Here is a 12,198-nt window from a genome sequence, read left to right as displayed (position 1 = left end):
TCTTTTTTGACGTTTTCCAACTATTCAGAGCCCCATCTCGATTCCGCTGCGATGCATCTCGATGTGGCTTCTTGCCATATGAACAAAAAGAAAAGAACGTCCATTCATGCAAGCATGATTCGCGTTCTTTTCGTTCGCATGGCTCTGAATAGTTACAGAATGTCGGAATAATCTAAGATTGTGATGCCGGTTGCAGGATCTTCAATGACTTTCGGGTCATCTCCGGCTGCGTGGGCCTTCTGGAGGAGTTCTTCCGCCGTGTAAACCGGCATGGCAAGTTCGATCGGTTCGGACGGTTCCGGTTCCGGCTCTTCTTCCGGCTCTTCGATGGTTTCTTCAAACTCTTCGATTTCTTCCACAGTTTCCGGCTCTGCTGATTCCGTTTCTTCGGTTTCTTCTGTCACTTCTTCCGCTGTTTCTTCTGCGGCAGCTTCTTCGACGATTTCCGTTTCTTCCACGGCTTCCGGAATTTCTTCGGTTTCTTCTCCTCTTACAAGGTTCTGCAGATCGACGGTATTAAAGGACACCTGCTCCGTTTCTTCTTCTTCCAGATCCGGAATTTCAAATTCGTCCTGTTTCTCTTCTTCTGCCGTTTTCTGGTCGGCTGCTCTCAACTGTTCGATCATTTCCTGTTCTTCCCGTTTCTTTTTTTCTTCCAGGGCAGCTTTCTTTCTGCTGCGAAGCTCTTCGGACGCTTTCTCATCGTCCTCGTCTTCGTCTTCTTCCTCTTCTTCCTCATCCTCTTCTTCATCACGTTTCCATACCTCGGAAAGGATGAACAGAATGACCAGAAACAGAATGGCAAGTCCGATGATCATGATTCCCTCTCTGCTCTGCGCCGCCATCGACAGAAAGCCGATCACCGGAATCGTGATGATCACTTTGCTCACGGTTGCTCTCACGGTAATTTCCGTTGTGTCTCCACTGATCACATTTTTTACGGATGCGGTTCCGGCAGCGATGTCGAGGGACTGTATCGTATAGATATACTTTCCGGAATTGTCATCAACCAGGATTTTGTCTCCCGTCGCAACCGATGACGTATCTGTCTTCTTTGCGTACGTAACAGCGCCGCGGGAAATGTTGGTATTTCCCATCCCGTCTGAGACAAGTGTCGTGATGCCGGCAAACGGCGGAATCACCAGTGCGCCTGCTGACAGGATTGCAAGCAGAAGCAGCGTATTCACAATTACCTTCAGTAATTTTGACATATTCAATTCTCCTTGTATTCTCAGTCTTTGCCCCCTATTATAACCCCTTTTCTTCGATTATGCAAGAAAACGTTACGCATCGTGTCCCGGCCGCCCGGTTCCGCGTGTCGAATTTTTCGATTTTTTCTTGAAGATCTGTCCTGTTTCTTCTATACTATATGCATAACCAAAGGGGGAATACTTTCATATGAATACACTGATCAAAACCATCGAAGATCTTTCCCTGAACGCATGGCCGTCTCACCAGATCGAGCTGTACGACGGATGGATTCTTCGTTTTTCTTATTTTTATACACACCGGACCAACAGCGTCGAGCAGATCGGGCCGTCCACGATTCCGGTGGAGGAAAAAGTGCAGTACTGTGAGGAGATCTACCGTCGCTGGGGTACACCGGCAATTTTCAAGATCAGTCCGCTTGTCAATCCCGGCTTTGATGCAATGCTCGCCGACCGCGGCTATGTAGTCCAGCACACGACGCACGTCATGACAATGGATCTGGCGAACTTTGCCAAAAAGGATCCTGCCGTTGCCGTGACCGTCAGCAGCTTTATCCCGCCGAAATGGATTGACAGCCTCTTTGCTTTAAAGAGCACGACGAACGTGATGCACCGCATGGTCGTTCCTTCGATGTACCGCGCTATTCCAAAAGAAACCATCTGTACCTCCATCCAGGATGAAACCGGAACGATCGTTGCCACCGGCCTTGGCATCCGCGACCGCGATTACGTCGGTGTCTATGCCATCCATGTGCATCCTGCGTACCGCCACCGCCACTACGCTTCCTCGATCTGCCGCACAATCCTCTCCGAGGGAATCCGGCTCGGTGCAACGAAAGCATATCTTCAGGTTGTCGAGGGAAACACGCCTGCGATCACACTGTATGAATCGCTCGGTTTTTCCTATTTCTATACCTACTGGTTCCGCGCGAAGAACGTGGTCTGATTTTCGTCTGATTTCACATAAAAAAGCATAGCAAAACGGCATGTCAAAATTTTCTGACATGCCGTTTTGCTCTATGTTCATGCTATAAGTGCAGTAAGATTATTCAGCAAAAGGACTGCTTAAATATTTTTCAACGCCGTCCATGGCTTCGCTCTCGTCTTTTCCGTTTGCGGTCACGGTAACTTCCTCGCCATTGTCCAGACCAAGTGTCATCATACCCATAATGCTCTTCGCATTTACTTTTTTTCTGCCGCTCTCGACGTAGATTTCACTTTCGTACTGGCTCGCTACCTGTACCAGCATGGCAACTGGTCTCGCCTCCAGGCCGCTTGAAAGACGAATTGTGATTGGTTTCTTAATCATAATACTTCTCCTCCTTGTTTCCTTCGCAAATCTTCTGCAATCTCTTTTAGTTTCCTTAATCTATGATTAACTCCGGATTTACCAACAACCGGCGTTAACATCTTGCCCAGTTCCAGAAGCGATGCTTCCGGGTATTGTAAGCGGAGCCTTGCCATCTGCTCCAGCGGTTCCGGCAGAGAAGAAAAGCCTGTGGTTTCTTCGATATACCGGATATCTTCGATCTGGCGGATCGCCGCGCTGACCGTTTTGTTGATGTTGGCAGTTTCACAGTTCACCTTTCGGTTAACACTGCCGCGCATTTCTTTTAAGATCCGCACGTTTTCCAGATTCATAAGTGCGATGTTGGCTTCCATGATGCCAAGCATCTCCACAATCTGTGCGCCTTCTTTCATATAAACCACATGGTGGTTTTTCCGGAGAACGATCCGTGCATCAATTCCAAAGCTTTTCAGAAGTTCCTGCACCTGTTCTGCTCTCGGCGCATCGGGGCAGACAATTTCGAGATGGTAAAACCGGTTGGGATCGCTGATGGAACCGGACGCTAAAAATGCGCCCCGCAGAAATGCCCGTTTGCAGCACTGACGCTGTACCACAACAGCCGGAATCGGCATTGCTAACTGCCGGTCTGTCTCGTGTAACTTCACTGCCTGCAGAATCTGACGGGTTTCTTCCCTGTCATTTACGCGGATCAGATACGTATTTTCCTTCTGATTCAGCTTAACTGCAAGCTCTGCCTCTATATTAAATGTTTTTTTCAATAAAGTAAAGTACTTTCTTGCCACATACGCATTCTCTGTCTGAATCCGTATCGTCCCATCCTTCTCGGAAATCTGTCCGCAGAGTGACAGGATCGCCGCTGTTTCCGCAATCTGGCAGTGGCGTGCCGTCGGAAGATGTCTCGATAATTCCTCTTTTACCTCGCTTGAGAATGACATCCTTCCACCTCTAAATTCCTTTTCGGATGGCGTCTTTTTCCAGATCCCGGTGCTCAATCCGGATTCCATAGTCCTTCGCGTTGGAAAGACGCCGGTACAGCTCGTTGGCAAGGGTTACGGAACGGTGTTTTCCACCGGTACAGCCGATGCTGATAATGAGCTGATGCTTGCCCTCGGAAATATAATTCGGAATCAGAAAACGGATCATATCCTCTAATTTTTCCGCAAACACCTGCGCTGTCTCAAATCCCATCACATAATCCCGCACCGGAGCATCGTTGCCGGAGAGCGGGCGCATGCCTTCTACGTAGTAGGGATTCGGCAGGAACCGCACATCGAAAACAAGGTCCGAATCCGCCGGGATTCCGTATTTGAATCCAAATGAGAGCACGGTAATCATCAGATTTTTGAATTTCTGATCCTGCACGAAAATCTTATCGAGCTCCGCTTTCAGCTCTCTTGTGAGAAGCTGGCTCGTATCGAGAATGTAGTCCGCATCTTTTTTCAGGAACTCAAGTGCTTTGCGCTCTTTTCTAATTCCCTCATCCACCCGTCCAAGGCCTGCCAGCGGGTGCGTTCTTCTCGTCTCTTTGTATCGTTTGACCAGCACGTCATCGGACGCGTCCAGAAACAGGATCTCATAGCAGATTCCGTTGATGCTCATCCACTCCAGAACATTCTGCAGGTCCGGGAGCGCCTGGCCGCTTCGGATATCGATTCCGACTGCCACTTTCTGGATTTCTCCGGAAGTACCGTCGGCGGTAAGCTGTGCAAATTTTTCAACCAGCGGGATCGGAAGGTTATCGACGCAGAAATATTCCGCGTCCTCCAGCATTTTCAACGCTGTACTTTTTCCCGCACCGGACATGCCGGTCACAATTACAAAACGCATGTTTTTTCTCCTTTGGTGAATAACGAAAATCAGAATTCCCCGAGGAACTGGATTTCCGGCTCAAGCTGTACGCCAAACTGTTCTTTTACTTTTGCCTGGATCTGACGGATCAGTTCCATCACATCCGATGCGGTTGCACCACCTGCATTGATCAGAAAGCCGCAGTGTTTTTCCGATACTTTTGCACCGCCGACTGCGTAGCCGGAAAATCCGGCATCCATCACAAGCTTGCCTGCAAAATAGCCTTCCGGCCGCTTGAATGCGCTGCCGGCGCTCGGATACTCGAGCGGCTGTTTCTCTACCCGCTTGTTTTTCAATTCCTGCATGCGGGCAAGAATTTCTTCTTTATCTCCCGGAACAAGCATAAGTTCTGCTCCAAGTACGACGTAGCCTCTGTCTTTGATGACGCTGGCACGGTAGCCGAAGCCGAGCTCTTCTTTTTCCAGTTTCCGGATCTCACCTTCTCTTGTGAGTACAGTGACATTCTGTACAATATCCTTCATCTCTCCGCCGTAGGCTCCCGCGTTCATACGGACGCCGCCGCCTAAAGTTCCAGGGATTCCGGAGGCAAACTCCATACCGGAAAGACCGGCTTCTCTTGCCGCCCGGCTGATGGATACGAGCATGCTTCCGGCTTTCGCCCGGATTCTGTTTCCTTCCACTTCGATTCCCTGAAAGTTTTTGTAAACCGAAAGAATCACACCGTGGTAGCCCTCGTCACTTACAACGAGATTGCTGCCGTTTCCGGTGACGAACCACGGGATCTCTTTTTCTTCGCAGAGAGCCACGATTTTTCTAATTTCTTCTTCTGTATGAGGAGCGACGAAATAATCTGCCGGACCGCCCACACGGAAGGTCGTATGATTTTTCATCGGTTCTGCGGTCTGTACCGCATCTTCCCCTGCAATTGCATAAAGTTCTCTGACAATCTCTTCTTTGATCACGATTTTTACCCTTTGCCGCATCTGCGGCCGAACATTTCATTACGAATTACTACGAATTACAGATTATACTTTTTTTAGACGCGAAAGCAGCCGACATCCCTCACTTCTTCGTTCGTTCTGCCAGCCGCTGTTTTTCTTCTTCGTCTGCCCGCCTTTTTGCAGGCTCACGGGGTATTCTACCACGAACCCTCAAAAAGTGCAACGAACTTTTTCGTTCCGGCTCTTTTTTCTATCAGATCTTCCGGATCAGTATCATTTCCTACATCAGACAGTCTTTTCCATGGATTCTCGCCGGGGTGACAAGCACCATCTGATTCATGAGATTTTCTTCTGAAAGAACGGCAACGCGCAGATATTCTCTCGTGTGTCCCGTCCAGTAATGGACGCCGTCGATCTCGACTTCTTCTTCCATGAGCACTTCCAGCTCTTTTCCGAGGAAGCCTTCCATATATTCCTGTCTCCGTCTCTCGTCCAGTTCCAGCAGAACGTGGCTGCGCTTCGTCTTCTCCTGCTCCGGAATCTGGCCTGTCATCGCTGCGGCGCGGGTGCCTTCTCTTCTCGAATACTTGAAGATGTGAGTCTCGAAGAAATGAATGTCCTCGACAAAGGCGCGCGACTCTTCAAACTCCTCCTCACTCTCCTGCGGGAAACCGACAATCACATCGGTCGTCAGCGCCGGATTTCCATATACCTTACGCAGAAGATCGCATTTGTGTTTGTATTCTTCTGCGGTATATTTCCGGTTCATCCGCTTCAGTGTTCCATTGCTTCCGCTCTGCAGCGAAAGATGGAAATGCGGGCACACCTTCGGCATTGCGGCGATCGCCTCTGCAAACTCTTCGGTGATGATGCCCGGCTCCAGGGATCCGAGACGGATTCTTCTGATGCCGTCCACTGCATCAACAGCACGGATGAGGTCGAGCAGCGTCTCTTTTTCGCCCTCCGGGAAATCGAGTCCGTAGGAGGAAAGGTGGATACCCGTCAGCACTACTTCCTGATAACCGGCCTCTGCCAGACGTTTTACTTCTTCTACCACATCACTCTGGCGGCGGCTTCTGACTCTGCCGCGCGCGTACGGGATAATACAATAAGTACAGAACTGATTGCATCCATCCTGTACTTTCAGGAATGCGCGGGTGTGCTCCGCCGTTTTGCTGATCGAGAGTGTCTCGTACTCACGGTTGTGTGTCATATCCACGAGGAAGCTCTTACACTCCGCGTCGGATGGTTTTCCACCATCCTCACGTTCTGCCAGAAAGTTTTCCAGAATATCCACAAGATCTTTCTTCTTATTATTTCCGATGATCAGATCAATCGCCGTATCCTCTTCGAGTTTTTCCCCAGCCGCCTGCACATAACAGCCGCAGGCCACGACAACCGCATCGGGATTCATCTTTTTCGCTTTGTGCAGCATCTGCCGCGATTTCCGGTCCGCAATGTTCGTCACAGTACACGTATTGATAATGTAAACATCCGCTCCCGGTGCAAAAGGCACGATCTCGTACCCTCTGTCTTCGAGGAGCTGCTGGATGGCTTCCAGCTCATATGCGTTCACTTTACACCCAAGATTATGCAAAGCTACCGTTTTTTTCATGCCATACTCCTTTCTTCTTCATCTTTATTATTAAAAATCACGAAGATTCCACTTTATCTTTGTATGTTTTCGCATTGACTTTTTCCCCTCCAGACGGTAAGATAAAGCTGTTAAATGAGGGTAATAAATAATGTTAACCAAATAACAGGGAGGATTACAAACATGAAAACAGTACAGATTTCTCTTAATTCTATCGACAAAGTAAAATCTTTCGTCAACGACATTTCCAAATTCGATTTTGATTTCGATCTGGTATCCGGAAGATACGTAATCGACGCAAAATCCATCATGGGAATCTTCAGCCTCGACCTTTCCAAACCGATCGACCTGAACGTCCATGCTGATGGAGATGCTCTTCAGACCGTACTTGATGTTCTTGCTCCGTACATTGTATAATTACGATAGAACATAAGGGCCGCGCACTCGCCGCGGCTCTTTTTTTGTCTTTGTTTATCATCAGGACCGGATCTTGTTTTTCAGAACCCCCAAAACAAGATCCGGCCTTTTTGTTCTTTAAAGCAAGTTTTCCTTAGCAGACCTCGATCGTCTCTGCGGTAGAAACTGCGCGTTCCATCATCTCGTCGATCACGTCGTCCAGATGGCGCTCGGAGCATTTGATGACATTCAGGTTCGGTTTTGTCACCGGATGCTTTGCAACGAAGATCGTGCAGCAGTCCTCATACGGCAGAACAGATGTCTCGTACGTACCGATTTTTTCGGAAATATCGACGATCTCCTGTTTGTCGAAACCGATCAGCGGACGGAAGACCGGCATGGTGCAGACTTCGTTGGTAACGGCGAGGGAATGCATCGTCTGGCTTGCCACCTGTCCGATACTCTCTCCGGTGATCAGGCCAAGGCATTTGTCCTGACGTGCAAACGCTTCTGCGATCTTCATCATATAACGGCGCATGATGATGGTCAGCTCGTCGTGCGGGCATTTTTCGTAGATTGCAAGCTGGATCTCGGTGAAGTTGACCACATGCAGACGGATCGGGCCGCTGTAGCGTGCAACGAGTTTTGCAAGATCCACAACCTTCTGTTTGGCTCTCTCGCTGGTGTACGGCGGAGCGTGGAAGTAAACGGCATCAATCTTAACACCGCGTTTTGCGATCATGTATCCGGCAACCGGACTGTCGATACCGCCGGAAAGCAGCAGCATGGCCTGTCCGTTTGTGCCGACCGGCATACCGCCAGGGCCTGCGATGCTCTCGCAGTACAGATAAATCTTCTGACGCAGCTCGACGTTCAGATAGATATCCGGCTCGTGAACGTCTACTTTGAGGTTCGGGCAGACATCGAGGATGCGGCCGCCCAGCTCGCAGTTGACTTCCATTGTGTGCATCGGATAGTTTTTGTTCGCACGGCGTGCGCATACCTTAAAGGTTTTCTCCTCGGTCGGGTACAGCTCTTTCACGTAGGAAACCACTGCCTCTGCCAGATCTTCAAAGCCGGTGTCCTCTAAAATGACAACCGGGCAGATCTCGGCGATACCGAAAACTCTTGTCAGCGCATCGACAGCGCCCTCGTAATCAAAGTCTCCTTCGGTGTTGACATAGATTCGTCCCATCTCACGGGTGACCTGGAAATTTCCGTCTACCGGGGCAAGCGCGTGCTCCATCTGTACGCAGAGCGCTTTCTCGAACAGATGACGGTTCTTTCCTTTAATGCCGATCTCGGCATATTTTACCAGAAATGCTTTGTACATCATCGTTTTTTATTCTCCTTTTTTCTCAGCCAGATCACGGAAGAACAGAGGATATTCCTCAGAAAATTTCTTCAGGATCAGGTCAGATACCTGACGCATCTGCGGATGTGCGGCGTTGGCGCTTCGAAGCCGGATAAAGTGGCGCCACTCTCTTAAGTTCATGGTCATGACGATCTCGGTTTTCAGGGAGTTCGGAAGAATGCTTCTTGCCTCCTCCGGCTTTGCTCCGAGTTCGAGCATCTGGAAGTAATACTGCTCTGCAGCTTCCATTGCTTTCTGCCATACCTCGTATTTTTTACGGTCGTTCTCGTCGTCCAGATCATAGGAAAATCCGGTTGCCAGATCGATACAGGTGATCTGGTTTCCAAATTTATCTTTCGAATAGTTGCAGTAGCGGGTGCTCTCCTGGCTGTAGCTTGCGATACGGTGGCGGACGATCTCATGGGTCACGCCGCGGTCGCACGTTACTTTTACGGTGATGGAGCCGTGCTCAATGACGGATTCATGGCCGCGTTTGATGATGCCTGCGATGAATTTCTCTGCAGTGCCTTCTCCAATGCGCTCCTCGCTCTTGTAGCAGACTCTTCCGATTTTCTCGATCCGGCGCAGCATATCCTCGTAGGATTCGGTGCTCAGGATTTCAATTTCCGGCTGTATTGTAATCATAATTTTCCTCTTTCTATTATTTCCTGGTAAATCTGCGCAGCATCGGCAGTACCTCGCGCAGCGTATCCAGGGTGTAATCAATCTGTTCCAGTGTCGTAAATTCGCTGAAGCTGAACCGCACGGCAGACTCCATCTCGGCTTTCGATGCGCCGATGGCAGTCAGCGTCGGGCTTCCGGCTCTCTTGTGTGATGAGCAGGCGCTTCCGGCGGAAACGTAGATCTGGCGGTCCTCCATCGTGTGCAGCAGCACTTCACTACGCACATTTAAGAATGATGCATTGACAATCTGCGGCGCACCCTCTTCTTCCGGCATGCCATGGATGACCACATCGTCCAGCTCCCGTAAGCCTTCGATCAGACGGTGTTTGCAGGCACGCATCTGCGCGGTCTGCTCGTCAAAATGCCTGTAAACGATCTCAGCGGATTTCGCAAGGCCTGCGATGCCCGGCACATTGTCGGTTCCGGAACGCATGCCGTTCTGCTGGCCGCCGCCTAAGATCAGCGGACGGATTTTTACTTTCTCATCAATATATAAAAAGCCGCTTCCCTTCGGTCCGTGGATCTTGTGGCCGCTCACGGAGAGCATGTCGATGCCCATCCGTTTCGGATAAATCCGGTATTTGCCGAACGCCTGGATCGCATCGACATGAAAATACGTTTTCGGATTTTTCGCCTTAATTCTGCGTCCGATCTCCCCGATTGGCTCAACAGCACCGATCTCATTGTTGACATACATAATCGAAACGAGAATCGTCTCCGGCGTGATCGCTTCTTCGAGTTCGTTCACATCCACAAGGCCTTCTTTATTTACCGGCAGGCGCGTAATACGGAATCCCTGCTCCTCCAGAAATGCCAGCGGTGCCGACACGGCCGGGTGCTCGATCGCGCTTGTGATGATGTGGTTTCCCGTTCTCTTATTTGCCATTGCTGTTCCGACGAGCGCCCAGTTGTCGGACTCTGTGCCACCGGAGGTAAAGAAAATTTCTTTTTCTTTGACTTTCAGAATCTTTGCCAGCGTTTCCTGGGCGGTTCTGATATATTGTTCTGCTTCTACCCCTTTTTGATGCATCGCAGACGGATTTCCATAATGATTTACCATCAGATCACAGACGAGATCTGCGGTTTCCTGATAAACACAGGTGGTTGCGGAATTGTCCAGATATGCTTCCATTATCTTGTTCGTTCCCTTCCTTCTAAAAGATACACCAGAATGGAAAGCACGGTCATTCCGGCCGTTTCCGTGCGCAGAATGCGCTTTCCGAGCGTAATCGGCTCTACCTTTTCCTTCATGGCCATTTCCACTTCCGCTTCGTCGATGCCGCCCTCCGGTCCGATCAGGATCGCAATAGATTCACCCGGTTCAATGGATTCCAGAATTCTTCTCGTTCCTTCCATCCCCTCTGCGTTCTCATACGGCATCAGGCGGACGTCTGATTCTGCCATCATTGCAAGCGCCTGCTGAAATGTAACAGGCATGTGTACCGTCGGAATCTGCATCCGTTTGGACTGCTTTGCAGCACCAAGCGCGATCGTCTGCCAACGCTCTGCTTTCTTTTCCGCCTTTTTCCGGTCCAGCTTCACAACGCAGCGTTTCATCTCCACCGGAACAATTTCCGTCGCACCAAGTTCCACTGCTTTTTGGATGATCAGTTCCATTTTGTCACCTTTTGGCAGACCCTGAAACAGTACAATTCCGGACGGGAGTTCTCTGTCTGCTGCTGTGACTTCTTCTACTGCGGCAAGAACCTCACCTTCCGGGAAATCCGAAACGGCACAATGATATTCCTTTTCGCCTCCGGTACTGACCAGTATTTTTTCGCCCGGCCGCATGCGGAGCACATTTTTGATGTGATTAACGTCACTGCCCGTGATGTGGACAGTGCCGTCATAAATCTGACTTTCTTCTACAAAAAAACGGTACATGAATCTGTTCTCTTTCTCTTCTGGTGTTTCGCTTTTCTTAATTTACATCGGTTTTCTTGCTGTAACAGAAACCCATTCGCCCTGATGTGTAACTTCAACTACTTCAAGTCCCGCTGCAACGACTGCCTCTTTGACAACTTTCTCTTTCACATCGAGAATGCCGGATGTGATATAAACAGCGCCCGGCTTCATCTGGTGTACGATTACCGGCGTCAGCGGAACGAGAACATCTGCAAGAATATTGGCGGTAACGATATCGTATTTCTCGTATCCGACTCTGTCCTGTACTTCTTTGTCATCAATGATATTTCCGATCATCATATCAAAAGCTTCTACCGGAATTCCATTGACTTCTTTGTTTTCCTCAACCGCAGGAACCGCACACGGATCGAGGTCTGTTCCGACCGCATGACGCGCACCAAGCTTCAGTGCAATAATCGAAAGAATACCGCTTCCGGTTCCGACATCAAGCAGCTCGGTATCCTTTGTCACATATTTCTTTAACTGACGGATGCAAAGCTGTGTTGTCTCATGCATACCCGTTCCAAAGGCTGTGCCCGGATCGATATGGATGATCATTTTATCCCGGTCTTCCGGCTTTACTTCCTCCCAGGACGGGATGATCAGAATGTCGTCCACATAGAACTGTTTGAAATACTGTTTCCAGTTGTTGATCCAGTCCTTGTCCTCTGTCTCAGACTCTGTGATGGTGCACTCTCCAAGGTCCAGGAACTCCTGCATTTCTGCAAGTGCCGCGCGGACATCTGCAAGAACCTTCTCCTTGTCCTCGTCTACATCAAGGTAAAAATTCAGGTAGGCAATGCCGTCGTCATCCGGAATATCCGGCATGATATCCACGAACATCTGCTGTTTGTCGCTCTCGGTCAAAGGCTGTTTGTCCTGAATTTCCACGCCTTCGATTCCCACATCGGCCAGAGTGGAGATCACAATGTCTTCCACTTCCGATCTTGTTTTTAATGTAAATTTATTCCATTTCATTGTTTAAACTCCTTTTTGCG

The 12,198-nt window shown here is 49.5% G+C and carries 13 protein-coding genes; 2 read left to right on the top strand and 11 right to left on the bottom strand.

Annotated features, from left to right (window positions below; translation table 11 throughout):
• Positions 1–152: 152 nt before the first annotated feature.
• Positions 153–1,211 (bottom strand): hypothetical protein, encoded by a 1,059-nt coding sequence (locus tag DW642_RS13255; protein WP_117510468.1) that lies wholly within the window; start codon positions 1,209–1,211, stop codon positions 153–155.
• A 187-nt stretch (positions 1,212–1,398) separates the two neighbouring features.
• Between DW642_RS13255 and DW642_RS13250 the strand changes: the two genes are divergently transcribed.
• A complete protein-coding gene (locus DW642_RS13250; RefSeq protein ID WP_117510467.1) occupies positions 1,399–2,154 on the top strand; it encodes a GNAT family N-acetyltransferase in 756 nt (251 codons plus the stop codon).
• Between the two features lie 99 nt (positions 2,155–2,253).
• Here the strand turns inward: DW642_RS13250 and DW642_RS13245 are convergent, their stop codons facing one another.
• The 5 genes from DW642_RS13245 to mtaB all read right to left on the bottom strand — a co-directional run bounded on the left by DW642_RS13245 (position 2,254) and on the right by mtaB (position 6,882).
• Complete coding sequence (locus DW642_RS13245; protein WP_022461839.1) at positions 2,254–2,517, bottom strand: HPr family phosphocarrier protein; 264 nt, start codon at positions 2,515–2,517, stop codon at positions 2,254–2,256.
• Complete coding sequence (gene whiA, locus DW642_RS13240; protein WP_055220767.1) at positions 2,514–3,452, bottom strand: DNA-binding protein WhiA; 939 nt, start codon at positions 3,450–3,452, stop codon at positions 2,514–2,516. The genes DW642_RS13245 and whiA overlap by 4 nt, the downstream gene beginning before the upstream one ends.
• 10 nt (positions 3,453–3,462) lie before the next feature.
• Complete coding sequence (rapZ, locus tag DW642_RS13235; RefSeq protein WP_022461841.1) at positions 3,463–4,344, bottom strand: RNase adapter RapZ; 882 nt, start codon at positions 4,342–4,344, stop codon at positions 3,463–3,465.
• Positions 4,345–4,373: 29 nt separating this feature from the next.
• A complete protein-coding gene (gene murB, locus DW642_RS13230) occupies positions 4,374–5,285 on the bottom strand; it encodes a UDP-N-acetylmuramate dehydrogenase (RefSeq protein WP_416388352.1) in 912 nt (303 codons plus the stop codon).
• A 262-nt stretch (positions 5,286–5,547) separates the two neighbouring features.
• Positions 5,548–6,882, bottom strand: a complete 1,335-nt coding sequence (gene mtaB, locus DW642_RS13225; RefSeq protein ID WP_117510465.1) for a tRNA (N(6)-L-threonylcarbamoyladenosine(37)-C(2))-methylthiotransferase MtaB — start codon at positions 6,880–6,882, stop codon at positions 5,548–5,550.
• A 162-nt stretch (positions 6,883–7,044) separates the two neighbouring features.
• On the opposite strand from mtaB, the gene DW642_RS13220 reads away from it, so the two are divergent.
• Complete coding sequence (locus DW642_RS13220; protein WP_022461844.1) at positions 7,045–7,278, top strand: HPr family phosphocarrier protein; 234 nt, start codon at positions 7,045–7,047, stop codon at positions 7,276–7,278.
• Positions 7,279–7,411: 133 nt separating this feature from the next.
• On the opposite strand, the gene thiI is transcribed toward DW642_RS13220, so the two are convergent.
• From thiI to prmA, 5 genes are read right to left on the bottom strand one after another with little or no spacing between them, the layout of a single operon-like run.
• Positions 7,412–8,590 carry a tRNA uracil 4-sulfurtransferase ThiI gene (thiI, locus tag DW642_RS13215; RefSeq protein ID WP_082424694.1) on the bottom strand — a complete coding sequence of 393 codons (1,179 nt, stop codon included), beginning with the start codon at positions 8,588–8,590 and terminating at the stop codon, positions 7,412–7,414.
• Positions 8,591–8,599: 9 nt separating this feature from the next.
• Positions 8,600–9,256: an FAD-dependent thymidylate synthase gene (gene thyX / locus DW642_RS13210; protein WP_022461846.1), complete on the bottom strand. Its 657-nt coding sequence runs from the start codon at positions 9,254–9,256 to the stop codon at positions 8,600–8,602.
• A gap of 16 nt (positions 9,257–9,272) precedes the next feature.
• Entirely contained in the window at positions 9,273–10,427 is a 1,155-nt protein-coding gene (locus DW642_RS13205) for a cysteine desulfurase family protein (RefSeq protein ID WP_117510464.1), read from the bottom strand.
• Positions 10,427–11,179, bottom strand: coding sequence for a 16S rRNA (uracil(1498)-N(3))-methyltransferase (locus DW642_RS13200; RefSeq protein WP_022461848.1), 753 nt, complete (start codon positions 11,177–11,179; stop codon positions 10,427–10,429). Before DW642_RS13200 ends, DW642_RS13205 begins: the two co-directional genes overlap by 1 nt.
• Before the next feature lie 42 nt (positions 11,180–11,221).
• Positions 11,222–12,178, bottom strand: a complete 957-nt coding sequence (prmA, locus tag DW642_RS13195; RefSeq protein WP_117510463.1) for a 50S ribosomal protein L11 methyltransferase — start codon at positions 12,176–12,178, stop codon at positions 11,222–11,224.
• Between the last annotated feature and the right edge of the window lie 20 nt (positions 12,179–12,198).

It is taken from the genome of Blautia sp. AM23-13AC, assembly GCF_003435675.1.
Taxonomy (GTDB): Bacteria; Bacillota; Clostridia; order Lachnospirales; family Lachnospiraceae; genus Fusicatenibacter; species Fusicatenibacter saccharivorans.
This window is presented reverse-complemented; position numbering and strand designations above follow the sequence as displayed.